Below are 26,273 nucleotides of genomic sequence, written 5' to 3' on the forward strand. Positions count from 1 at the left end.
TGTTCAGCCCGCAGAAACAGCATCCGCTTGGAGATGCACTGTTGCGAAAAAAGTAATGATAACCGGCGAAACCATCAGCTATCAGCGGCAAACCCGCTGGCTTGAGCGCTCGGCAGGCGTATGCCGAAGGTGTTGCTGCCGTGGTTGCTGCGCACAAATACTTCACCGCCGTGCATCAGCGCGATTGCCTTGACGATCGCCAGGCCCAGGCCATGATTGCCAGCGCCGTTGTTGCTGCGCGCGGCATCGACCCGGTAGAAACGCTCGAACAACAGTTGCAGGTGCTCGTCGGCGATGGCCGGGCCGGGGTTGCTTACGGCAATGCTGACCTGCTCAGGCTGCGCATCGATGCGCACGGTGATCACCTGATGGGCCTGGGTGTGCTGCACGGCGTTGTGCAACAGGTTGATCAGCGCTCGGCGCAACTGCGCGGTTTCGATCGGCGCGATGGCATCGCCGCTGACCCTGACCTGCACCTGGGCGTCTTCGAGGATGTAATCCAGGTAGTCGAGGGTGGTGGCTACTTCAGCGGCCAGCGACGCCTGGGTCAGCGCGGTGGCCTTGCTGCCCTGATCGGCGCTGGCCAGGAACAACATGTCGTTGATGATGCTGCGCAGCCGTTCCAGCTCTTCAAGGTTCGATTGCAGTACTTCAAGGTAGTGCTCGGCGCTGCGTCCGCGGGTCAGTGCCACCTGGGTCTGGCCGATCAGGTTGGTCAGCGGCGAGCGCAGTTCGTGGGCGACATCGGCGTTGAACGCCTCGAGTCGCGAATAGGCGAGGGTGACCCGCTCCAGGGTGGCGTTGAAGGCGCCGGCAAACTGCGCCAGCTCAGGGGCCAGTTGCTCGGTCGGCAGCCGCCCGTCCAGGCGCGGCACGGCCAGCGCCTGGGCTTTGCTGGACAGCGCTGACAGCGGCCGTAAACCGATGCGTGCCACCCAGTAGCCCAGCAGGGCGGCCAGCAGCACGCCCAGCGCGGCCAGGCTGACGATGGCCACCAGCAAGCTGTGCTGCGCCTGCCAGAAGGTTTCGGTGTCGATGCCGATAATGAAGCGCAGCGCCGGCCGCTGTGCCAAGGGCGGCAGCTCACTGACCAACATCTTGTACGGGTAGGGGCTGCCGTTCAGGCGCAGGTCGCGCATGCCCTCGGCGCCTTCGGCGAAGGCGCGGATCTGTTCGCTGGGTTTGCCGTACTCGAACTGCGGGTCGCTGCTGACCGCCCAGAAGCGGATGCGCCGATCTTCTTCACTGAGCAGATTGAGCTTGTTGCTGACCTTGAGCCAATGCTCGTGGGTGCCGAAGCGCTTCAAGGTCGACTCGAGCACGCTGTAGCGGGCGTCCAGTTCGGCCGCGGGCAGCAGGTCGAGGCTGCGGTCGACCTGGCGATACAGCGCAGCGCCGATCAGCAGGAATACCGCCAGCGCCACCAGCATGAACAACCCGGCCAGGCGCAGCGCGATGGAATTAACCGGCACGGTTTTCCAGGACATAACCCATGCCTCTGATGGTATGCAGCAGCTTGTTGGCGAACGGCCCGTCGAGTTTGGCCCGCAGGCGCTTGATCGCCACCTCGACGACATTCGCGTCGCTGTCGAAGTTGATGTCCCAGACCAGCTCGGCAATGGCGGTCTTGGAGAGGATTTCGCCCTGGCGTCGGGCCAGCACGCTGAGCAGCGAAAACTCCTTGGCGGTCAGTTCCAGACGCTGCCCGGCGCGGCTGGCCTTGCGGCTGATCAGGTCGATGGAAAGGTCAGCGACCTGCACCTGCAGCGGCTCATGATTGCTGCTGCGACGGGTCAGCGCCTGCAGGCGGGCGACCAGTTCGAGAAACGAAAACGGTTTGCCGAGGTAGTCGTCAGCGCCCTCGCGCAGGCCATGGATACGGTCTTCGACACGCTCGCGGGCAGTCAGCATGATCACCGGCGTCTGCTTGCGTGCGCGCAGGCCACGCAGCACGCCGTAGCCATCCAGGCCGGGGAGCATGACGTCGAGCACGATCACGTCATAGTCGCTGTGCAGGGCCAGGTGCAGGCCGTCGGTGCCATCGCGGGCGACGTCAACGGTGAAGCCTTGCTCGCTCAGGCCCCGATGCAGGTAGTCGGCGGTTTTTTCTTCGTCTTCGACGATCAGTACTCGCATGGTCTGCTCTCAGCTGATACGTGGCGCGGCGGCGTCGGTGCGGTGGCGGCGATGGAACAGGCGCTCCAGCGCCAGGTAGATCACCGGCGTCGTGAACAGGGTCAGCGCCTGGCTGACCAGCAAACCGCCGACCACGGCGATGCCCAGCGGCTGGCGCAGTTCGGCGCCGGTGCCAAAGCCGAACATCAATGGCACCGCGCCCAGCAGCGCGGCCAGGGTGGTCATGATGATCGGCCGAAAGCGCGTCAGGCACGCCTGGTGAATGGCCTGCTCCGGGCTCATGCCGTGTTTGCGCTGAGCCTCCAGGGCAAAGTCGATCAGCAGGATACCGTTCTTCTTGACGATGCCAATCAGCAGCACCACGCCGATCAGGCCCATGATGCTGAAGTCCTGCCCCATCGCCCAGAGCAGAATCAGCGCACCGAGACCCGCCGAGGGCAGGGTCGAAATGATCGTCAGCGGGTGCACGAAGCTCTCGTAGAGCACGCCGAGGATGATGTACACCGCCACCAGCGCAGCGAGGATCAGCCACGGCTGGCTCGACAACGAACTCTGAAAGGCCTGCGCTGCGCCCTGGAAGTTGCCGCTGATCGAATCGGGCATGCCCAGCTCGCGCTGGGTCTGCTCGAGGATGCGCACGGCATCGCCAAGGGCCACTCCCGGCGCCAGGTTGAATGACAGGTTGGCGGCCGGGAACAGGCCGTCATGGGCGATCGACAGCGGCCCGGTACTCGGCGCAGCGACATGCGCCACCGCTGCCAGTGGCACCATTTCGCCGGTCAGCGGCGAGCGCAGATAGAAGTAGTTGAGGCTTTCGGCCTTGCCACGCTGGCGCGCGTCCAGTTCGAGGATCACCTTGTACTGGTTGGTCTCGGTCTGGAATTCGCTGATCTGCCGCTGGCCGAAGGCGTCGTACAGTGCCTGGTCGATATCGGTGGTGGTCAGGCCGAAGCGTGCGGCCGCCTGACGGTCGATGTCGATGCGGGTGACGCTGGCGCCCAGCTGCAGGTCATTGGACAGGTCACGCAGGGCCGGCACCTCGCGCAGGCGCTCGGTCAGGCGTTGGGTCCAGAGGTTCAGGGCAACGCCGTCGTTGCTCTTGAGCACGTATTGATACTGCGTGCGCGACGGCCCGGAGCTGAGGTTGATGTCCTGGCCGGCGCGCATGTACAGCACCACCCCAGGCACCTTGGCCAGTTGCGGGCGCAGCCGGTCGATCAGTTCGCTGGCGGTGACGTCGCGCTCGCCGCGGGGTTTCAGGGCAATCCAGAAACGGCCGTTGGCGATGGTCTGGTTGTTGCCGGTCACGCCCACTGCGTGGGAGAAAGCGCGCACGGCCGGGTCAGCCTCGATGATCTTCGCCAACGCCTCGTGCTTGGCGACCATCGCCGGGTACGACACATCCGCCGCCGCTTCGCTGGTGCCAAGGATGAAACCGGTGTCTTGCAGCGGGAAGAAGCCTTTGGGGATGGCCACGTAACCGACTACCGCCAGCGCCAGGGTCAGGCCGAACACGCCGAGGGTAAGCCGCTGGTGGGCGAGGGCGCGATTCAGGCCCTTTTCGTACCAGCGCAGCAAGCGCTCACCGAAACCGCCATGCTGCTCGGCACTCGGCCTGCGCATGAACAGGGCGCTGAGCGTGGGTGCCAGGGTCAGCGAGACCAGCACCGAAATCAGGATGGTCGCGGTGGCAGTCAGGGCAAATTCCTTGAACAGCCGGCCGACCACACCGCCCATGAACAGCAGCGGGATGAACGCGGCAATCAACGAGAAGCTGATCGAAATCACCGTGAAGCCGATCTCGCCAGCGCCTTTGATCGCCGCTGTACGGCTGTCATCGCCGGCTTCAAGGTGACGGTGGATGTTCTCGACCACGACGATGGCATCGTCGACTACAAAGCCGACCGAAATCACGATCGCGACCAGGGTCAGGTTGTTCAGGCTGAAGCCCATCACGTACATCAGTGCGCAACTGGCAATCAGCGACACGCCAAGCACGCTGGACACCACCAGGGTCGCCGACCACTGGCGCAGGAACAACGCCATCACTCCGATCACCAGCACCACCGCAATCAGCAAGGTCAGCTCGACCTCGTGCAGCGAGGCGCGGATGGTCTGGGTGCGGTCCTGCAGTACTGACACTTCGACCGAGGCCGGCAGCATCTCCTGCAAGCGCGGCAGCGCCGCCAGCACGCGGTCGACGGTGTCGACGATATTCGCCCCCGGCTGGCGGAACACCACAAGATTCAACCCCAACTGATCGCCGGCCCAGGATTTGACGTACGCGTTCTCAGCGCCCTCGATCACCTTGGCGACATCGCTCAGGTAGACCGGTGCGCCATCGCGATAGGACACGATCAGCCGGGCGTAATCCTCGGGATGAAACAGCTGATCGTTGGCGCTGATGGTCGACACGCTGTGCTCACCGTACAGAGCGCCTTTGGCCAGATTGAGGCTGGTCTGCTGGATGGCCAGGCGGATATCGGCCAGGGTCAGGCCGATGGCGGCGAGTTTTTCCGGCTGCGCCTGAACCCGGATGGCCGGGCGCAGCTGGCCGGAAATATTGATCAGGCCGACCCCGTCGATCTGGCTCAGCTGGCGCGCGAGCAAGGTCTCGACGTAGTCGCTCAGTTCGTTGCCGGGCATTTGTGCCGAGCTGACGGTAAGCACCAGCACCGGACTGTCGGCCGGGTTGACCTTGCGCCAGGTCGGCGGGTTGGGCAGGTCCTGGGGCAGTTTCGAGGTGGCCGTGTTGATCGCCGCCTGGACCTCCTGGGCGGCGGTGTCGATGTTCTTGTCGAGGCTGAACTGCAGGATCAGGTTGGTCGAACCCAGTGCGCTGCTGCTGGTCATCTGGGCCAGGCCGGGGATGGCGCTGAACTGCACCTCCAGAGGCGTGGCTACCGATGAAGCCATGGTTTCAGGGCTGGCCCCGGGCAGCTGGGTGGTGACCTGAATGGTCGGAAAATCCGCCTCCGGCAGCGGCGCCACTGGCAACCTGGGGAAGGCAATCGCGCCGAGCAGGATCAGCGCGAAGGTCAGCAGCAGGGTTGCCACCGGGTGATCGATGCACCAGGCCGAGAGGCCGTTGCGGCTGTTCATGGCTGTAGCCTGCGCTCGGCCAGCTCAGTGCTGGCGGGTGAATCGCCGAGCACTTCGACGCGCGCGCCAGGTTTGAGCCGCGACTGGCCATCGACTACCAACTGGTCGCCGGCGGCTACCCCGCTGATGATGGTCAGGTCGCTGTCTTGAAACAGCACCTTGACCGGCACGCTGGTGACCTTGTCGCCGTCCAGGCGATAGACGTAGTGGCCATCGATGCCGCGTTGCACCACCGGCGGTGGCACCACCAGCGCGCCGCGATCAAGCCCTGTGCGCAGTTTGACCGTGACCAGTTGGCCGGGCCAGAGCAGGCCGTCCTTGTTATCGAACTCGGCCTTGATGCGCAGGGTGCCGGTGTTGGCTGATATCTGGTTGTCGATCAAGGCCAGGCGGCCTTCACCGAGCAGCGTGCGCTGATTGTCGGCATCCATGAACGCTTGCACCAGTGCCGGCTCGGGTGCCTTGAGCAACTGCTGCAAAGTGGGCAGCAGTTGCTGCGGCAGGGCGAACTCGACTGCAATCGGATCGATCTGGGTCACGCTGAACAGGCTCTGGGTATCGCTGCTGCGCACCAGATTGCCGGGGTCGACATTGCGGATACCGACTCGCCCGGTCACCGGCGAGCGGATCTGCGTGTACGACAGCTGCACTTGCGCGTTGACGATGGCCGCCTGATTGCCTTTAGCGGTTGCCTGCAGCTGCTTGACCAGCGCTTGTTGCTGGTCAAAGGTCTGCTTCGATACGCCGTCATCGCTGCTGAGCAAGCGATAACGTTTGAGATCGACCGCAGCCACCTGCAACTGCGCCTGGCTCTGCTCGAGCAAGGCGCGGGCCTGATCGAGGCTGGCGCGGATGGCCCGGTCGTCAATGACCGCGAGCAGATCACCCTGCTTGACCCACTGACCTTCCTTGACCAGCACCTGGGTGAGAATGCCGTCGACCTGCGGGCGGATCTGCACGTTGTGCAGCGACAGCACGCTGCCGATCGCCGTGGCGAAGCGCGGCACGTCCTGCTGCGCCACCTTGGTCACCCGCACCGGCACTGCGCTGGGCGCGTGATTCTGCGGCGCTGCCTGGCGCTGGCTGAACCACCAGGCAAGCGCGAGCAGGACGATCAGCGCAATACACAGCACAATCACAGAGCGGGACGGACGTCGCATCGGGTCGGGTACCGTAGCCGAAGGGAAGGGGGAAATGCTTTGGTCTACTCACAGCTTATAGCCCGGCAACCGGGTCGCCAGGGTGACAGCCAGCTGTCAGCCCTGACAGTTTTGCCCGGCACAGCGGCGCGCTCAATGCCTGCGCCGCACTGCAGTGTCGTTCAGAAACCGATAAAGGCGTAGTACTGCGGCGTCTCGGCAGTCGTGCGCAGGCCATGTTCGAGCAGCTCGGCGCTCAGCGCCGGGTCGACCACATGCACGCTCCAGGCAGCACGCTCAGCGCTGGCGACCTGCTCCAGCGCTGTGCTGAATGCGCCCACGTCCGGCAGGTACGCAGTGAAGCCGTTGCCTTTCAGGGCACTGGTGTTCATCCCCAGCGCTTCGCAGATGGCCACCTTGGTGGCGATGTCATCGCGGTCGGCCTGGCGTGACGCGGCGATCAGTGCGACCAACTGCGGATCGGCCAGCACCTGCCCATGGATCAACTCAGGGCCTTGTTGCCATGCCTCGGGCGGGCAGTCCTTGTTCTCCGGCCGCAGCGGCAGATGCGGATTGATCTCGGCGGGATAGATCCGGCACACCAGCGGCCGTGTTTCATAGATGCGGCACAGGTCGTGTTCATCGAGGTTGCGGCAGCGGCCAGGGTTGAACGCGGCAAAGGTCACCGACACGCGCAGCTCAGCTGCGCCGCAACTGACCGGATATGAACGCCCCAGCACATGTTCGCGCTGCTCCAGCGGCATGCCTGGGCCATCGCTGACGAAGCCTTCGATCAACACCACTACCTGCCCCTCTGCGGCCACCCATTGGCGGGCCTCGGCGAGGGTCAGTGGCACATGGTGGCCGGTGCAGCATTTGCCACAGCCGGTGCAGGCAAAACGAATGGGTGGATTCACTTGGCGCTGGGGTTCCACTCGCTGACGTAGGCCTGCTTGTGCGCACGGTCATACAGGCACAGCTCGGTGCCGGTGCGCTTTTTCATGTGTTTTTGCGGGTAGATGCCTTCGATCAGCAGGGCGCTGTAGCCGACCCGATCATCGAACTCGGTGGGTTTGCCGCGGGCGTGGGCGTCTTTCAGTTGGCTGGCGGCCAGGCAGTCCTTGAGCATCTGCTGGCGATATTCGTTCCAGGCTTCACTGCTGGAAGCCTGGGCGACACCGCTGCTCAGGGCGCAGACAGCGAGGAGGTAGCGCAAACACTTCATACAGGGTACCGGTAACAATTGCCCAGGGAGCGCCGATTATGCCTGACTCGTCACCCGCTGGGCATGCAGCTGGCGGTGTGCGCCGGGCAAATGGCAACCAGGTGTTACCGTTCGGCGAATACCACGGTGCGCGCTGCGGTGACCAGGCACTCGGTGAGGTCGGGCGAGGAGAACTTGGTGAGGATCGCATTGGCGCCGGCATTCTTCGCCTTCTCGCTGCTCATGGCGCTATCCAGCGAGGTGTGCAGGAGGATGTACAGGTGCTGGAAGTCGGGCGTCTCGCGCAGGGTACGGGTGAAGGCGTAGCCGTCCATCTCGGACATCTCGATATCCGAGACGATGATGTTGATCTCGCGTTCGGTGCCTTGCAGCTCGAGCAGGACGTTGATCGCATCCTTGGCACTGCGCGCGGTGTGGCACTCGATACCGAGGCCGCGCAGGGTGTGCACCGACTGCTGCAGTGCAACCTGGCTGTCATCGACCACCAGGATGTTGGCGGCCGCGAGCAGGCTGGCGTCTTCCTCGCCGAGTTCGCCCGGCAGCGGCTCGGCTGGCGCCGGGGCGATGGCGTGGATGACCTTTTCGATATCCAGTACCTGCACCAGGGTGTTGTCGACCCGGGTCACGCCGGTGATGAACGAACGGTTGCCCGAGCCGAATGGCGGCGGTTTGATGTCGGTGCTCAGGCAATGCACGATGCGGCTGACGGCCTGTACATGCAGGCCTTGGCGCGAGCGGCTGATCTCGGTGACGATCAGGCAGCCGCCATCGGGGTCGGCCAGCGGCCGTTCGCCGATGGCCAGCGACAGGTCGATCACCGACAGCGAGTTGCCGCGCAGAGTGGCCACGCCTTTGACGTGCGGGTGCGACTCGGGCAGCTTGGTCAGCTGTGGACAGGTGATGATTTCACTGACCTTGAGCAGGTTGATCGCCATCAGCTTGCCGCTGCGCAGGGTGAACAGCAGCAGCGACAACGAGTCCGCGCGGGCATTTTGGGTGGCCATGGGCAACCTTCGGCTAAGTCAGAATAGGGAGGATGCCGGGTTATCGGCCTGCCCGGCCCAGGCTTTAGCACCATCCTTTATCATCGGCGCACGCGTACTACTGTAGGAGCGGCCTTGTGTCGCGAAAGGGCTGCGTAGCGGCCCCAGGATCTGCGCAACACCACATAATCGCCGGGCCCGCTTTGCGGGCCTTTCGCGACGCAAGGCCGCTCCTACGGGGACCGTGTTGGTCTTGGGGCAACCGGTTCAACGTTCGCGCAGGGCCTCCTTGGCTCGATTGAGTGGCTTGATCAGGTAATCGAGGATGGTTTTTTCGCCGCTGCGGATGTCCACCGTAGCGATCATGCCCGGGACAATGGCGAAATGTTTGCCGGCCTTGTTCTGCAGGCTGTCCTGTTCGGTGCGGATGAACACCCGGTAGTAATAGATCTCGGGTTTGAATTCGTCCTGCAGGGTATCTGGCGAGATACCCACCACCTTGCCTTCGAGGCCGCCATAGATTGAGTAGTCGTAGGCGCTGATCTTGACCTTGGCCGCCTGATCGGGGTGGATGAAGGCGATATCGCGCGGGGCAATGCGTGTTTCTATCAGCAGGCGCTCGTCCATCGGTACGATTTTCATCACCTGGCCGCCTGGCTGGACCACCCCGCCAAGGGTATTCACTTCGATATCCTTGACGATGCCGCGTACCGGCGAGCGCAGGGTCAGGCGGGACAGCGAGTCGTTGCGGCCGCGGATCACCTGCTCGAGGCTGTCGGCTTCGGCGCTGGCCCTGGCCAGGTCTTCGCGGGCGCGCACCAGGTAGTCCGAGCGCGCTTCGTTGGCCTTGAGTTCGAGCTCCGAGCGCTGGCGGTTGAGGCGGATCACTTCGACCCGGCTGGAGGCGCCCATCTTGGCCAGGTTTTCGGTGATTTTCAGTTCGCTGCGCACCAGCCGCAGCGAGTCCTCGATGCCGGCCAGGGTCTGCTCGAGGCCGCGGCGGCGGGTTTGGTACAGCGCGGTTTCGGTCTCGATCAGCTCCGACGACTTGCTCAGGCTGGGCGGGAAGTTCAGCGGCTTGCCGGTGACCTCGGCGCGCAACCGGGCGACGCTGGCCAGCGCTGCCCAGTACTTGGCCTCGCTCTCGCCGACGCTGGATGAGGTCTTGGTTGGATCGAGCTGGGCCAGCACCTGGTCGCGCTCGACCAGATCGCCTTCGGCGACGTTCATCTGCGCGACGATGCCGCCTTCAAACGACTGGATCACCTGCTCGCGCGAACTGGGGATGACCTTGCCGGTGCCGGTCGACACCTCAACCACCTCGAACCACGCCGCCCAGGCCAGAAACGCCGCCAGCATCAAGGCGCAGACCATGATGATGCGCCCGGCGCGCAGCACGGCGTGGTCGTCTTCTCCATCCAGGTATGATGCCGGAAGTTCGTGGCTGCTCATGCTTTGCCTCCCTGGCTTGGCTGACCGCCTTGACTCAAACGTGACAGGGCAGCGTCACGTTTGTCGTCGATGATGATCCGCCCGCCATCGAGCACCAGCACCCGATCGACCCGTTGCAGGACGCTCATGCGGTGGGTGGCGATGATCAGCGTGCGGCCCTGGCAGAAGCGCTCGAGGTTATCCAGCAGGCGCCGTTCGCTGATGTCATCCAGCGATGCGGTCGGCTCATCGAGCAGCAGCACCTGTGGCTGGCGCACCAGCAGCCGCGCCAGGACCAGGGCCTGGCGTTGCCCGCCGGACAAGCCTGCGCCGCCTTCGAGCACCAGGTGGTCCATGCCCTTGGGCAATTGCCGGACGAATTCCAGCGCGCCACTGGCAGCCAGGGCGGCGAGCAGTTCCTGGTCGCTGGCCTGGCCGGCGCCGAGGGTGAGGTTTTCCCGCAGGGTGCCGTGGAACAGCCGCGAGTACTGCGCCAGCAGGCCGACGTCGCGGCGCAGGTCGGCCGGGTCGAGGTGGGCCATGGCGATGCCATCGAGCGTGACCTCGCCCTCGACCAGATCCATCGCCCCGCCCAGAGCCTGCAGCAGGGTCGACTTGCCAGCGCCATTGCGGCCCAGAATCGCGATGCGTTCGCCGGGCTGAATGTTCAGCTGGCTGATGCTCAGGGCCGGCGGTGCTTCAGGGCTGTAGCGGAAAGTGGCCTGGCGCAGCTGATATTCGCCACGAATTGCCGGCAGGTGCACGCGTGCTTCGCTTTCGGGGTGATCGACTGGTGACTGCATCAATTTGTCCAGCCCTTGCAGGGCGACCTTGGCCTGTTGCCAGCGGGTCAGCACGTGGGTCAGTTGGGCCATGGGCGCCATCATCCGCGACGACAGCATGGATGCCGCGACCAGGCTGCCGGTGGTCAGGTCACCCGCAATCACCATCGGCGCGCCGACCACGATGACCACGGCAAACACCGCGCCCTGGACGTTCTGGGTCCAGGTCACCAGGCCATTGGTCAGCGTGCGCAGGCGCAGGTTGCTGTGGGCGCAGGCGGCGTTGTACTGGTTCCATTGGCGCTCGAAGCGGGCCTCGGCCTGCAGCGCCTTGATCTCGTCCATGCCCTGGATGCTCTCGACCAGCATGGCGTTGCGCAGCGCCGACTCGCGCATCGACGCATTCGCCAGACGTGCCAGCCGCCGTTGCGCGAGCAGGCCGGGCAGGAGCATGGCCACCAGCGCTGCCAACGGGATCACCACCAGCACGCCGCCGATCAGCCAGAACACCAGCAGGAACAACAGGAAGAACGGCAAATCGGCCAGCGCCGTGGCAGTGCTCGAGGTGATCAGGTCGCGGATCTGTTCCAGTTCGCGCAACTGTGAGATGAACGAGCCGGTAGATTTTGGCCGCACCGAGTTGCGCAGGCGCAGGGCATGGCCGAAGACCAGGTCGGAGATGCGCAGGTCGGCGCGCTTGCCGAGCAGGTCGGTGACCTTCAGGCGCAGCAGGCGCATGCTGAAGTCGAACACCAGCGCCAGCACTACGCCGCCGAACAACACGTACAGGGTCGGCAGCGATTCGGCCGGGATCACCCGGTCGTATACCTGCATCGAGAACAGCACCCCGGCCAATGCCAGCACGTTGGCCACCAGTGAGGCGAGCATGACCTGGCCATACGGGCGCAGGTCGCGCAGGACGATGCGGGCGAACCAGTGGCGGTCATACGGCGCGGTGTAGTCGTCGGTGCGCACATCGCGCAACGGCCGCGCCGGACGCAGCAGGGCTACCCGCACGATGCGGCCGGTCAGCGCCTCACGGGGCAGCCGTGAGGTCAGCCCCTGATCACCGGCGAACACCACTGCCAGATCGTTTTCTTCGGTAACCGCCTCGACCGTGGCCAACTGGCCGTCGTCGAGTTCCAGCACCATCGGCGTGCGCCACTGGCGCAGGCCTTTGGCATCGAAGCGCACGAAACGCAGGGTCAGCCCGGCCTGCCGCGCCATGTGCCGCAGGATCTCGTCCAGCGGCCGCGCATCCTCAATGGCGGCCAAGCGGATGCGCTGCGGCGAGACGTCCAGGCGGTAGTGGTGGGCGACCTGCAGCATCACCTCCAGCCACGGTCCGAGGTCAGCCCGGGGCGGTGCGTCCGGCGCAGCCGCGGCCTGTTGCGTCTGCTGCAGATCAAGGTTGACGGTGTCGCTCATGGTTGAATCTCCACGCCTTGCAGGCTGCGGCCTTCAAGAGCGAAGGCCGAGCGCAGCGCACTGCTGTTGTAGAGGCAGTCGATATCCAGTCGGAGCAGGTCCGAGCGAGTGCCGGCCAGTTCGAAGCGTGACTGGTAGATCTCCTGCTCGGCGTTGAGCAGGTCGAGCAGCGGTCGCGTGCCGAGGTCCAGGTACTGCCGGCCATAGAGCATGCGCGCCTCCTGGATGCTGACCTGGCGCGCTTCCAGCGAGCGCAGCCGCCGCGCCAGGCCGGCGGTCTGCGCCTGCGCCTCAGCCAGGCCGCGGCGGGCCTGCAGGCGAGCGGCGTCTTCAGCAGCGTCGGCCGAGGTCAGCGCATATCCCGCGGCGCGGCTGCGGGCACTGACGGCGCCGCCTTGATAAATCGGCACTTCGAGGTTGAGGTAAATGCCGGCCTGGGTGCGGTCGAGGCGCGAATTGTCGCGGTCGTATTCGTTGTCCAGGTAGTGATTGACCTGCGGCTGCAACGACAGGGTCGGGTAGGCTTCAGCCTTGGCCTGGGCCAACTCGGCCTGAGACTGCGCACGCAATGCCAGGGCCATCAGCACCGCTGGCAAACGCTCGTCGCCGCCTTGGGTGCGGCTGCAGGCACCCTCCAGTTGGCGCGGTGACTCCTCGGCCAGCGCCGGTGGCGAGATGCGCCCGAGCAGCGCCGCCAGGGTCGAGCGCCAGCGTTGGTGCTGCGCTTGATATTCAGCGAAGGTGGCTCGCGCGCTTTCGACCCGTGACTCGGCCTGCACCGTGTCGGAACGGGCGCTGGCGCCCATGTCGCTGCGTTGCCGGGCGAGCTCGACGATGTCGCCGACGCCGCGGATCTGCTCGCGGGCGATCAATGTCAGTTGCTCGTAGCGGCGGGTTTCGATCCAGGCATAGGCGGTGTCGCGGGCAAGGTCATCGAGCACCAGCAGGATGTTGGCCTGGGCCCGGGCGGCAGCGGCGCGGGCGGCGCTGACGGCGTTGTCGACCTTGCCGAAGTCATACAGCATCTGCTTGAGCGACAGGTTTAGTGCCTGGCTGCTGCGGTCGGCGCCGTTGCCGGTGTCGTAGCCGCCGCGCAGGCCGCCGGAAATCTGCGGGTAATAACCAGCGCGGGCGACGTTGATGCCTTCGCCCTGTTTGTACAGGTTGCCTACCGCCTCGGCGATGCTGGGGTGCCATTGCGCGGCCATCAGCACCGCCTCGTCGATGCCGAGGCGGTCGCCAGCTATGGCCGACTGGCCGACCGGCGCGCGCGCCGGTACGGCATCCGGAGCATCGCGCAACAACGACGGGCCGATCTGGCGCAGTTGCGGGTCTATGTCATCGGCCGCCATGGCGACCGGGTAGAGGTTGCACGCGAGGAGCCCGAGGGCTCCCAGTAACAGCGGTGACAGCTGACAGCCTCGCTTCACAGGTTTCCCTTACTGCTGGTCGTCCTTGCCGCCGGTTGCCCGGCGGGATTCATCAGCTTCAAACAACGTGGATGCCGTTCTGTACCCACAAGTGGTGGCTTGGATCCTCCTGAGCGGTGTACTGGGTATAGTCGATACCGTCGGCATTCTGCTGGCCGGTCAGGGTCCAGTTGTCGCTGAGCTGCACGGTATCGTTGCTGTCACCCTTGATCAGCAGAGTGTCGTTGGCGCTTTCGGTCACCGCCACCACGTCGGCCAGGCTCAGGCTCAAGGTCACCGAACTGCTGTCGTTGAGGTCGATCACCTCGATGTCGTGCAGGCGCCCAACCAGGCTGCCGAGGTCGATACTGGCATCGCCGCCGGCCCACAACAGGGTGTCGGTACCGCTGCCGCCGTCGACGTTGGTGAACTGCTGATCGACGATCACCAGGGTGTCGTCACCGGCGCCGCCGGTCAGGCTGATTGCCCCACCCTGACTGCCGTCGAGGTGGTCGTTGCCATCGCCGCCGTGCAGCCCTTCGACCGCAGTGGCGGCGGCCACACTGAACAGCGCGCCGGCGTCATCGTCGCTGCCGGCCAGCAGTGCCGAGGTAGCGGCAAAGGCCCCGGCATTGTTTAAACCGATGGTCAGGGTGGCGGTGTCGGTGGTGCCGTTGGGGTGGGTCAGTTCGTAGGTGAAGGTGTCCTGCTGGCCAATCACGGCAGCGCTCAGGCCGGGCTTGAGGGTATAGCTGTAGCTGCCATCTGCCTGCACCAGCAGCGTGCCGTAGGTGCCGGTGACACTGATGCCGTTGTAGCCGGGGATGGCATAGGTGTTGGCCGCCACCAGCACGCTGAGCACGGTCAGGCTGGAGCCGAGGGTATCGCTGCCGGTACCGGTGGTGTCGTTGAGTAGGTTGCCGCTGACCGGGGTGTAGCCACTGACTACGAATTCCTTGGTGTAGGTCGTGGTGGTGTTGATCGTGGTGGCAATCGAAGCGGCCAGGCCAATGCCGCCGGCGCTGACGCGAATTTGATACGAACCTGGCCCCTTGTCCTGGAAGGTGTACGCCGCGCCGCCGCCGAGCAGGCTGACCAGTGAACCGCCGGTAACGGTTTGCTCAACTACATACAGACCTGTTGCCGGATTGAGCTTGAGCAGCTCGATCTTGGTGCCGTTGAGCAGCCCGAGCAGATTGCTCGAGTTGAGCACTACCTGCAGATCGGCAGTGGTGTCGACCGCAACCGTATTGGTTGCCGACGTCACCGAGCGGCTGCCAATCAGCGGCAAGCTCAGGTTGGCCAGGTTGGCGCTGCCGCTGGTTTCACGGTTGACCAGGCTGATACCGGTGCTGTCGAGGTCGTTGACCGCGTCGACCACGGTGGCTGGCGCGCTGTAGTTGTTGTCGTTCCAGATCTCGGTGGCTTGTGGGCTGTCGATGCGCACGTAGAGATTGGCGGTGTCTTTGAGGCCGTTGGCATGCAGCAGCTGATAGCTGAACACATCGACCTTGCCCACACTCGACGGGCTGCCGTTGGGGGTATAGCTGTAGCTGCCATCGGCGCGGATCAGCAAGGTGCCGTACAGACCCTGCACTTCGGTGGCGGCGCCGGCGGAGACGTAGCTGCCGTTTTTCAGGACCTGCACCACCGCGCCGTTGTCCGGGCCGGTCTGGTCGACGCTGCCGTCGGTGCCAGGGTCGCTGAGGACGTTGCCGGTGGTCGGCGTGCCGGTGCCGGTGAACTGGGTCAGGCTGGTGGACTGCACGTCCAGACTGGTGGTGACTGTGGTCAGCAGACCGATACCGGTACTGCTGACCGTTAGCCGGTAGTCACCCGCCAGCAGTTCGCCGATATTGACCTGCAGACCCTGGCCCAGCGGCAGCAGGATCAGGTCGAGCAGCCCCTGGCTGCTGCCGGTGGCGAGGGTGACCCAGGCGCCAGCAGCATTCTTGACCTGCAGGGTGTAGGTCGCGCCGTCGAGCAAGGCCAGGGCGCTGCTGGTGCTGAGGGTCAGGGTCGGGTCGGCAGTAGTGCCGGCGGCCACCGTCCAGGTGAAGGTTTTCGAGAAGCCGGACACCACCGTCAGGAAGCTGTCGGCGAATGTCTTGGTGGTGACGACCGGGGCCAGGTTTACCGTGGCTACCGCCAGGTTGTCGCTGGCCGAGACTGGCGCGTTGGCGTCGACGTCCGGTGCGATCAGCGCAACCCCGGCGGAGACGTTGTTGCGCGGGTCGGTAAGGGTGATCGAAAGGGCTTGGCCGTTATCCTGGGCAGGGCTCAGGGTGACCGTGAAGGTGCCGTCCGGATTGACCGTGGCAGGCTGCGAAACGACCCCGCTGGGACCGCGCACCGTCACCGTCGCGCCAGGCTCGCCGCGCCCGGTGATGACGCTGCCGTCGGCATTGATCACCAGATTGCTGGCGATGGCGGGTGGGGTGATGTCCGGGGCAGTCAGGGCCACCCCGGAGGTATTGCCCGCGGCATCGCTCTGGTTGACCGTCAAGGCCTGGTTGTCGACCTGCGCCGCCAGCAAGCTGACCACGAACAGGCCGTTGGCGCCGACGATGGCGCTGCCCAGCACTACGCCGCCGGCGCCGAGTACGGTGATCTTGTTGCCGGCGATGCCGGCGCCGCTGACCAAGGTGCCAGCAGCATTGATGGTGGCGGTGGGGGCGGGCGGTGGCGTAGTGTCCGGCGCGCCGATGGTGGTGGTGCCGGAGATATTGCCAGCGGCGTCGGCCTGGCGCACGGTCAGCACCTGGCCGTCGTTCTGGGTAGCGGTGAGGTTGACGGTAAATTGCCCGTTGGGGCCGACCACGGCGGTGCCCAGCGGTGTGCCTGTAGCCGAGAACACGCTAACGGTGGCACCGATTTCGCCCGTGCCACTGAGCTGGGTACCCAAGCCATTGACCAGCAAGTTGCCTGGCGGATTGGGCGCCTGCACGTCAGGGGCGATGAAGCCCACGTTGTCGGACAGATTGAGGGCAGCGTCGCGCTGGCTGACCTCAAGGATCTGACCGTTGAGCTGTGGCGCATTGAGATTGATGCTGAAGGCGCCGCCAGCGTTGACCTGGCCACTGCCGAGCAGATTGCCCTGGGTATCCCGTACGAACACGGTGGCTCCCGCCTCACCGGTGCCGGTCAGGACCAGACCGTTGCTGGACAGTGCGCTGACTACCGGTATCGCAGGTGGAGTGGTATCACCGGCCTGGACAATGACCGGGGCCGATTCGCCGGCGCCGGCTGCGTCGGCGGTTACCGAGAGCACCTCGCCGTTGCGTTGCGGTGGGTTCAGCGTAACGCTGAAACTACCGTTGGCTTGAACGACCAAGGCCTCGCCGATGACCTGACCGGCCGCGTTGTAGACGGTGATGCTGGCGCCGAGGATCGAGGTACCTGTCAGCGTTTCGCCATTGGCAATCAGCGCGACATTGAGCGGCGCGGCGGTCAGCGGTACCAGCGGCGGGGTGTAGTCGGCCGGCAGCGAAGGGTTCTGCGCGGCATCGGTCTGCACCACGCTGAGTTCTATACCTGGCAGGGCCAGGGTATCGAGCTCGATCTGGAACGTGCCGTTGGCGAGCACGGTGCCCTCGCCGATCTGCACGCCGTTCTGGCTGACGATCACACTGGCGCCGGCTTCGCCGCGGCCGCTGAGTACGCTGTAGGTCGCATCGATCACCAAGTTGCTGACCGGTGCCGGTGGGCTGGTGTCTTCAGCCGTGACAGTCACCGCCAGCGCGGCGTTGCCGGCGGCGTCAGTAGCAACCACGTCGAGTATCTGGCCGTTGTTTTGTGGCGGGTCGAGGGGCACGCTGAAGTTACCGCCTGGGGGGACCTGGATGGAACCGACCACGGTGTTGTCCGGGGCACGTACGGTGATGAAGCTGCCGGGCTCGCCAGTGCCGATGAGCAGTGTGCCCTCAGGGTTCACGGAGAGGCCAGTGGGTTGCGCTGGCGGGGTCAGGTCAGGTGCCGTGACGGCAAAGGCCGGCGACGGATTGCCGGTAGCATCCTGGGCAACGATGCTCAGCACCTGGCCGTCAAGTTGCGCCGGTGACAGGTTGAGGACGAAGGTGCCATCGGCGGCGATGCTGCCCTGACCGACCAGGTCGCCCTTGTCGTTGAGCACGGTCAGCCGTGCGCCGGCCTCACCGGAGCCTTTGAGCTGGGTGCCGCTGGCGTTGATGGTGGCGTCGACGGCAGGCGGTGGAGTGGTATCCGGCGCGGTCGCCGGGGTGCTTGGCGACAGGTTGCCTTTGGCATCCTCAAGGGTCACCTGCAGTTGCTGGCCGTTGTTCTGCGGCGGGTTCAATGCCACCACGAACCTGCCATCGGCGCCAACCTGCACGGTGCCGATCTGGCTGCTGCCAAGGTAGACCCTGGCGGTACTGCCTGGCTCGCCGACGCCGCTGAGTTGGCTGCCATCGGCATTCAGTTGCAGTTGCGCAGGTGCCTCAGGTGGGGTCAGGTCAGGTGCCTCGACGCTGACCGGCTGGCTGACGTTGCCGGGCGGGTCGGCCTGTTGCACCGCGAGCACTTGCTGGTTGATCTGCGCGGGCGTGAGCATGACCTCGAAGCTGCCGTCGGCAAGCACTTTGGTGGTGCCCAGCAACGTGCCGTTGGCATCGGTCACGGTGACGGTTGCGCCGGCTTCACCGCGGCCGGCGATCATGCTGCCGTCGGTACTGATAGTCACCGCAGTGAGCTGCGCCGGCGGGGTGAAGTCAGGCGTATCGAGAGTTGCTGGCGCAGAGACGTTGCCGGCCAGGTCGGTCTGGGTCAGGCTGAGCCGTTCGGCATTGCCCAGGGCAGGGTTGAGGGTGAGGGTAAAGAAGCCGTTGGCATCGACCAGTGCTTCGCCCAGCGGCGCGCCATCCGGGCCGCTGACCTTGACCGTGGCCCCGGCCTCGCCGCGACCAGTCAGGGTCGCGCCGTCGCTGGCAATCGCCAGCGCCGTCAGCGCATCCGGTGCGGTGATATCGGCCGCGGTGGTGCTGGCCGCCGGCGATTGGTTGCCGGCGTTGTCAGTGAGCACGACCTGCAGGCTTTGGCCGTTGGCCTGGATCGGATTGAGCGAGACCTGGAAGCTGCCGTCATCACGCACGATGCCGCTGCCGATGACGCTGCCGTCAGCGGCCAGCACAGTGACTTTGCTGCCAGCTTCGCCGGTGCCGTCGAGCAGGGTGCCGCCGCCGGTGACGGTGAGGTTGCCCGGTGCGTTCGGGGCGAGCAGATCGGGTGCGGTCAGGCTGACGCTGTTGGATTCGTTGCCGGCGGCATCGGTCTGGCTGGCGTTGAGCGCCTCGCCATTGCGCTGCGGAGCAGTCAGTTGCAGGCTGAACCGGCCGTCGGCGCCGACCACCCCTTCGCCCAGATCGACGCCTCCAGGGCCGCTGATGCTGACCCGGGCGCCGGGCTCGCCACGGCCGGTCAAGGTCAGCCCATCACTGGCCAGTTGCAGTTCGCTGAGCGGCTGCGGCGCAGTGGTATCCGGCGCCTGCAGGGTGGCCGGCAGCGAAGCGCTGCCGTCGGTGCCGACTGCGCCGACCTGCAGGGTTTCACCGTTGGCCTGGACGCTGTTGAGCGCCACCGTGAAGGTGCCGCCTGCCGCTACCACCGCAGTGCCAAGTACTACGCCGCCGGGGCCGTACACCGTGACCGTGCTGCCGGCAGTGCCGCTGCCGGTCACGCTGAGGCCATCTGCGGCCAGCAGCAGATTACCGGGGATATCCGGCGCCAGGCTGCCTGGTGCAGTGATGGTTTCGGCGGGCGAGGCGTTGCCGCTGGCGTCGCTCTGGACCACGCTGAGATTGCTGCCGACGATTGCCGCCGGGCTCAGGTTGACCGTGAAACGGCCGTCCGCAGCCACTGTACCGGTCCCCAGCAAGGTGCCATCGGCTGCCCGCACTGCCACCGTTGCGCCAGCTTCGCCGGTGCCGGCCAGGCTGGCGCCATTGGCGGCCACGGCGAGGTTGGCGACGGCGGCGGGCGGGGTCGTGTCAGGTGCGGTGAAATTACCGGGTTGGGACACGTTGCCGGCGGCGTCGGTGGCGGTCACTTGTAGGGTTTGACCGTTGGCCTGGACGCTGTTGAGGGTGACCTGGAAGGTGCCATTGTTGGCCGCGACCACGCTACCGAGAACATTGCCGGCACTGTCGCGGACAGTGACCGTACTGCCCGCCTCGGCGGTGCCGCTCAGTTGCACGCCGTTACTGGCCAACAGCAGATTGGCAGGCTCTGCGGGAGGGGTCAGGTCCGGAGCTGTCACGGCCACAGGCGCTGAGGTGTTGTTGGTGGCGTCGCTCTGGGTCACACTCAGGCGCTGGGCGTTTAGTTGTGCGTTATCCAGGGTCAGGGTAAAGCTGCCGTTGGCGGCGACGTTGCCGCTGCCGATGATGGTGCCGTCCGGGCCGCGCACCGTGACGCTGGCGCCGGGCTCGCCCAGGCCGGTCAAGGTCAGGCCATTGTTGTTGAGCACCAGGTTGGTCAGCGGTGCCGGTGGGGTCAGGTCAGGCGTGTTGACCGAGGTCGCGGGTGAGGTATTGCCCGCGGCGTCCTGCTGGGTCACGCCGATCGGCTGGCCGCTGGCCTGCGGGGTGCTGAAGAGCACGCTGAAGCGTCCATCGGCACCTACTGTGGCGGTACCGAGCAAGGCCCCGGCGCTGTTGCGCACCTCGACACTGGCACCGGCTTCGCCCAGACCGGAAAGCTGGCGGCCGTCGGCGCTGAGCACGGTTTGGGTGACCGCCGCAGGTGGCGTGCGATCCGGTGTGGCCAGGCTGGCGGGGGCAGAAATATTGCCAGCCGCATCGCTCAGGGTGACCTGCAGGGGGGCGCCGCTGGTTTGCGCTGCCGGCAGGGTGATCTGGAACTGGCCAGCCGGGTTGACGGTACCGGTAGCCAGCACCGCGCCACTGGCGTCGCGCACGGTGACGATGGCCCCGACTTCGCCCTGGCCGCTGACCACGGTAGCTGCGCTATTGAGGCTGACGCCGCTGGCCGCCAAGGGCGCTTGCAGGTCTGGCGCAGTGGTCGTCGCTGCCAGCGAAACGTTGTTGCTGGCGTCGCTCTGGGTGACGGTCAACAACTGCGCATTGGCTTGTGGCGGAGTGAGGCTGATGCTGAACAGGCCGGTACTGCCGACCGTCGCCGAACCGAGCAGGGTGCCATTGGCATCCACTACCGAAACGGTCGCGCCGACCTCGCCGCGACCCGTCAGCAGGCTGCCGCTGCGGTCAATCGCCAGTTGTGTTGGCGCATCAGGCGCCGTGGTGTCCTCAGCCGTGACGATAGCCGGTACCGAAGGTTTGCCTGCGCCAAAGCGCGCGTTGACCTGCAGGGTCTGGGCGTTGAGTTGAGCGTTGCTGAAGAACACCCGGAAGATACCATCGCTGCCCACCGTCGCAGTGCCCAGGGTGGCGCCGGCGGAGGTCACAGTGATCAGTGCACCGACTGTGCCCATGCCGGTCAGGACGAAGCCGTCGGCGCTGAGGTCGAGGTCGGTCGGCGTTGCGACTTCGCTGCCATCCGGGCCGGCCAGCGGTGTGCTGGCTTCGCCGCCCGGGTCCTTGACCACTACAGTGGCGCTGTCGCCGCTGGCCAGCGGCGGGTTGATCGGCACCACGAAGCTGCCGTCCGGGCCTGCCACCACGCTGCCTATGTCTTTGCCGTCAGCGTCACGCACGATCACCGTGCTGCCGGGCTCGGCGTTGCCGCTGACGCTGGTGCCATCAGGGCTGACGCTGATATCGGTCGCTTCTGCGGGTATGGTGGTGTCAGGGGCGGTGATCGGCAGCACCGGGCTGGTGTTGGTGGCCGCATCGACAGCCTCCAGCAGCAGCGGTTGACCGTTGTTCTGGCTGCCTGGCAGCTGCACGCTGAAGCTACCGTCTGCCTCGACATCCCCTCTGATCAACTCGATGCCGTTGGCATCGCGAATGATCACCTCGGTGGCACCTGGAGCAGTGCCGGTGACCGTGCCGTCATTGGCCACGCTGACGCCGTTGGGCAGGGCTGGCGGGGTCAGGTCGGGCGCGGTGACTGGCACCACATCGGATTCATTGCGGCCATCGGTGGCGACCACGCTCAAGCCCTGGCCGTCTTTCTGTGCTGGGTCGAGAATGACGCTGAAATTGCCGCTTGGCGGCACGGTGGTGCTGCCGATCACAGTGCCGGCAGCGTCACGCACTTCGACCGTGCTGCCCGCTTCGCCCCTGCCACTGACCTGGGTGCCATCGGCGTTGACCTGCACGCCGGTTGGCAGGATCGGGGCAGTAGTGTCGATGGCGTTGATCGGCACGCTCGGGGAGGTCTGCCCTTGCAGGTCGGTGACAGTTACCGACAACTGCTCGCCCGCGACCGGCACGGGGTTGAGCGGGAGGCTGAAGCTGCCGTTGTCAGGCACCACCACACTGCCGATGAGGTCCCCGTTCGGGTCGCGCACCTGAACCGTCGTGCCGGGTTCGGCCTGACCGCTGATCAGGTTGCCGCCCGCATTGAGTTGCACCCCTTGAGCAGCTTCAGGAGCTTGCAGGTCTGGCGCGGTCAGGGTGTCCGGCTCGGAGATGTTGCCAGCCTGGTCCTTTTGCGTGGCGGTCAGGGTCTGGCCGTTGAGCTGGACGGGGTTGAGGGCGACCTGGAAGCTGCCATCGCCCTGCACGGTTGCGCTGCCAAGGATGACGCCGCCAGTGCCGGTCACGGTGACGACGCTGCCGGGTTCACCGCGTCCACTGAGCGCACTGCCGTCCGCCGCCAATACCAGGCCGGTGGGCGCATCGGGGGCCTGGCCGTCAGGGGCGGTGACGGGCACTGTGGTGGAGATATTGCCCGCCGGATCGCGCTGCTCGACGGTCAGTGCCTGGCCGTTGTTCTGGGCTGGGCTGAGGGGAATCGTGAAGCCGCCGTTGGCTTGCACTACCGCGCTGCCGAGCACTGTACCGTCAGCGGCGCGTACGGTTACGGTAGCGCCGGGTTCGCCAAGGCCTGTGATCTGGCTACCGGTGCCATTGATCGCCTCATTGCTGATCGGCTCCGGTGCCTGAGTGTCGGGCGCAGTGAAGTCGACCGGACCGGCACTGTTGCCGCGGCTGTCGGTGGCTTCGACGGTCAGTTTCTCGCCGTTGCGCTGGGGCTGGTTGAGGGTCACGCTGAAGTTGCCGTCGGCGCCTACGGTGCTACTGCCCAGCACGGTACCGTCGGCAGCCCGCACGGTGACCAGCGAGCCGGCCTGACCGACACCGGTCAGTTGGGTGCCGGCGATATCCAGTGCCATCTGCGCCGGTTGCAACGGGCCGTCGAGGTCCGGCGCAGTTGCGCTGGCGCTGGACTCGTTGCCCGCCGCATCGCGCAGCTCGACGTCGAGCACCTGGCCATCGGTCTGGGCGGGGACGAGGGTGACGGTGAATACGCCATTGGCGCCTACCAGCGCAGTGCCCAGCAGATTGCCCTGAGCGTTGCGCACTTCTACTGTGGCGCCGGCTTCGCCGCGCCCGGTCAGGGTCACGCCGTTGGCGCTGATCTGCAGGTCGCTGGCTTCGCCTGGGGGGGTGATATCCGGGGCAGTGATCTGCGCTGGCAGCGAACTGCTGGCGCCATCCACCGCAACCACGTCGAGCAATTCGCCGTTGGCTTGCGCCGGGTTCAGCGGCAGGGTGAAGGTACCGCCGGCGCCGACCACCGTGCTGGCCAGGACATTGCCTTGGGCATCACGAACGTCGATCCGCGTACCCGGGGTAGCACTGCCGCTGATCGAGCTGCCGTCCGCGGCCAGGCTGAGATTGCTCGGGGTCGCCGGGATGGGTGTAGTGGGTACGGTCAAGTCGAGTTCCGGCGAGGTGTTGCCGGCGGCATCCTTCTGCACCAGGCTGATCGCCTGGCCCGCAGCGGCGGGGGTATCCAGATCGAACAGGAAGGTGCCGTTGGCGCCGACTGTGCCAGTGCCGAGCAGGGCGCCATTGGCATCCCGCACCTCGACGATGGCACCTGCTTCACCACGACCGGCAATGGTCAGACCGCCATTGCCCACGGTCACGCCGCTGATGATCGTTGGCGCAGTGATGTCCGGGGCGTCGTAGGCCAGCGGCGTCGATGCGTTGCCGGCCAGGTCGATGACGCGGATATCGAGCACTTCACCATTGGCCTGAGGTGGGTTGAGGGTCAGGGTGAAGGTGCCGTTGGCAGCTACGATGGCGCTGCCGAGCAAGTCGCCATTGGCGTCGCGCACCTCCACCCGGGCGCCTGGTTCGGCGCTGCCGCTGAGGGTCTCGCCAGCGCTGAGGCTGATGTTTGTAGGCTGGACGGGGGCCTGCAGGTCAGGGCTGAGCAGCGTAGCTGGGGCCGAGGCATTGCCAGCGGCGTCGGTCAGGGTAACTTGCAGGCTTGAGCCATTGGTAACTGCAGCAGGCAGTTGCAGGTTGAAGCTGCCGTCGGCCAGGACGGTGCCGATCGCGAGCAGATTGCCTTGAGCGTCGAGCACCTTGACGGTGCTGCCAGGCTCGCCGCGACCCGATACCGTACGCCCGTCTCCGCTGATAGCGAGTCCGCTGGCCGGGTTCGGTGCAGTGGTGTCGGGGCTGTCCAGGTCGGGTGCGCTGACACTGCCGGGCGCGGAGAGATTGCCCTTGGCATCGGTGGCGGTAACCTGCAGTGCTTCGCCGTCGACCTGGGCCGGATTCAGGGCGATGGTGAACACGCCGGTTGGGCCGACCACAGCTGTGCCGAGTTCAACGCCATTGGCGCCCACCACTCGCACCGTGCTGCCAGGCTCGGCGCGACCGCTGAGCTGGCTACCGTCAGCGCTGACCACCAGCTGGCTGGGGGCAGCGGGCGCGGTGATATCCGGTGCGCTGATCTGCACTGGCAGGGACACGCCGCCGTTGCCATCAAGAGCAACTACGTCGAGTAACTGACCGTTGGCCTGAGCAGGATTGAGCACCACGATAAAGGTGCCTTCGGCGCCGACGACCACGCTGCCGATTACATTGCCATTGGCGTCACGCACCTGAATGCGGCTGCCAGGCGGGGCGGTGCCGCTGAGCGAGCTGCCATTGGCGGCGATGCTCAGGTCACTCGGGCTGACTGGGGTAGTTGTAAGGGGCACATCGAACTGCAGCGGCGCTGACGCATTGCCGCTCGCGTCGGTCTGCACCACGTTCAGGCGCTCGCCTGGCTGCACGGCGCCGTTGAGCTCGATCAGGAAGGTACCGTTGGCAGCTACCGTGCCGCTGCCGAGCAGCAGGCCATTGCTGTCGCGCACTTCGACCGTGGCACCGGGCTCACCGCGGCCGCCCAATACTTGCCGATCCGGACCGACAACCAGGCCGCTGACAGCGGCTGGGGCGGTGGTGTCGGGGGCATTGAACTGGAGTGGCGCCGAGGTGTTCTGGGCGGCGTCGACCAGGCGCACGTCCAGCGCTTCACCGTTGGCCTGGGGCGGATTCAACGTCAGGCTGAAACTGCCGTCGGCAGCTACAACGCCGCTGCCGATCAGGGCGCCTGAGGCGTCGCGGACCTGCACCGTGGTGCCTGGCTCGCCTTTACCGGTCAGGGTGACACCGTTGCTCAACTGCAGGTCGGTGGGCTGCGCAGGTGCAAGCAGGTCGCGCGACACCACGCTGCCGGCGGCGGAGACATTGCCGGCCGCATCGGTGAGGGTGACCTGCAACGTGCTGCCGTCGAGCACGGCAGGGTCGAGGGTGATCTGGAAGGTGCCGTCGGCGCCGACGGTGCCGCTGCCCAGCAGGTTGCCGTCAGCATCGCGCACCTGCACGGTGGTGCCCACTTCGCCGCGACCGCTGAGTTGTTTGCCGGTACCGGCGATGACCAGATCGGTTGGCGCATTCGGCGCAGTGGTGTCGACCGGCGGCGTATCGATGTCCGGGGCCGTCGTGTTGCCAGGCGCTGAGGTGTTGCCGGCAGCATCGGTAAGGGTCACCTCGAGCGCCTGGCCGTTGGTTTGTGGCGGGCTCAGGGTGACATCGAAACGGCCGTCGGCACCGACTGTGCCGGTGCCGATCAGGTTGCCCGCCGCGTCACGGATGTTGACCGTGGTGCCGGCTTCGCCCCGGCCGCTCAGGCGCAGGCCATCAGGCGAGACCAATAGATCGATCGGGCTGGCGGGTGCGGTGGTGTCGCCAGGGTTGGGTGAACTGCCACCGCTGCTGCCACCGCCACCGCCGCCACCACCACCGCCGATTGCCGCCGCAGCACCACCGGCGCCCAGCAAGCCCAGGGCCGCGATGGCAAAGGTGTTGGTCCCGCTGCCGGCAACGCCGACCCCGGCCATCAGCTCATCCAGCGAGGCGATGTCCTCGAAGGTGAAACCGGTAAAGGCCTCTGCGTTGTACTGGGCGTGCCAGAGCGTGCCGTCTTCGCCGACGAAGACCATGTCGCTCTGCTCGCCCGCCGCGTCGACTACAAAGAAGTTGCCGATGGTGACTTTTTCGCCCGACTTGAGCGTGACGATCAGGTCCTGGCCGCTGCGAGTGACGGTGGCCACTTCGCCGGGCGGCACTGGCATCTGCACCAGGCCCGGCCCTTTCAGGCTCAGATTGCCCCAGGCGTTCTGGGTAACGGCGGCTGTTTGCTTGTCGGCAACGACGATGTTGTCCATAGGTGCTCCCTGCTGATGGACCGGC

Annotated in this window: 11 protein-coding genes; all 11 read right to left on the reverse strand. The window is 65.9% G+C overall.

Translation table 11 applies throughout. From position 1 onward, the window contains the following. Nucleotides 1-74: 74 nt before the first annotated feature. Nucleotides 75-1,487 carry a heavy metal sensor histidine kinase gene (locus AC58X1_RS24370; protein ID WP_150570081.1) on the reverse strand — a complete coding sequence of 471 codons (1,413 nt, stop codon included), beginning with the start codon at nucleotides 1,485-1,487 and terminating at the stop codon, nucleotides 75-77. After that, entirely contained in the window at nucleotides 1,462-2,136 is a 675-nt protein-coding gene (locus tag AC58X1_RS24375) for a heavy metal response regulator transcription factor (protein WP_103436083.1), read from the reverse strand. The genes AC58X1_RS24370 and AC58X1_RS24375 overlap by 26 nt, the downstream gene beginning before the upstream one ends. A 9-nt stretch (nucleotides 2,137-2,145) precedes the next feature. Further along, entirely contained in the window at nucleotides 2,146-5,238 is a 3,093-nt protein-coding gene (locus AC58X1_RS24380; RefSeq protein WP_150573626.1) for a multidrug efflux RND transporter permease subunit, read from the reverse strand. Further along, nucleotides 5,235-6,398, reverse strand: coding sequence for an efflux RND transporter periplasmic adaptor subunit (locus tag AC58X1_RS24385; RefSeq protein ID WP_497429595.1), 1,164 nt, complete (start codon nucleotides 6,396-6,398; stop codon nucleotides 5,235-5,237). The genes AC58X1_RS24380 and AC58X1_RS24385 overlap by 4 nt, the downstream gene beginning before the upstream one ends. A gap of 161 nt (nucleotides 6,399-6,559) precedes the next feature. Then, a complete protein-coding gene (locus AC58X1_RS24390; RefSeq protein ID WP_497429596.1) occupies nucleotides 6,560-7,294 on the reverse strand; it encodes a YkgJ family cysteine cluster protein in 735 nt (244 codons plus the stop codon). Beyond that, nucleotides 7,291-7,602, reverse strand: coding sequence for a hypothetical protein (locus AC58X1_RS24395; protein WP_101316620.1), 312 nt, complete (start codon nucleotides 7,600-7,602; stop codon nucleotides 7,291-7,293). The genes AC58X1_RS24390 and AC58X1_RS24395 overlap by 4 nt, the downstream gene beginning before the upstream one ends. Before the next feature lie 104 nt (nucleotides 7,603-7,706). Continuing rightward, nucleotides 7,707-8,606, reverse strand: a complete 900-nt coding sequence (locus AC58X1_RS24400; RefSeq protein ID WP_101316622.1) for a chemotaxis protein — start codon at nucleotides 8,604-8,606, stop codon at nucleotides 7,707-7,709. 246 nt (nucleotides 8,607-8,852) lie between these two features. Next, nucleotides 8,853-10,037 carry an HlyD family type I secretion periplasmic adaptor subunit gene (locus AC58X1_RS24405; RefSeq protein ID WP_497429597.1) on the reverse strand — a complete coding sequence of 395 codons (1,185 nt, stop codon included), beginning with the start codon at nucleotides 10,035-10,037 and terminating at the stop codon, nucleotides 8,853-8,855. Then, entirely contained in the window at nucleotides 10,034-12,226 is a 2,193-nt protein-coding gene (locus AC58X1_RS24410) for a type I secretion system permease/ATPase (RefSeq protein ID WP_497429598.1), read from the reverse strand. Before AC58X1_RS24410 ends, AC58X1_RS24405 begins: the two co-directional genes overlap by 4 nt. Further along, nucleotides 12,223-13,656 (reverse strand): TolC family outer membrane protein, encoded by a 1,434-nt coding sequence (locus AC58X1_RS24415; RefSeq protein ID WP_150570087.1) that lies wholly within the window; start codon nucleotides 13,654-13,656, stop codon nucleotides 12,223-12,225. The genes AC58X1_RS24410 and AC58X1_RS24415 overlap by 4 nt, the downstream gene beginning before the upstream one ends. A 58-nt stretch (nucleotides 13,657-13,714) precedes the next feature. Then, entirely contained in the window at nucleotides 13,715-26,248 is a 12,534-nt protein-coding gene (locus tag AC58X1_RS24420; RefSeq protein WP_497429599.1) for a BapA/Bap/LapF family large adhesin, read from the reverse strand. Nucleotides 26,249-26,273: the final 25 nt, after the last annotated feature.

Source organism: Pseudomonas sp. PGPR N4, assembly GCF_059693665.1.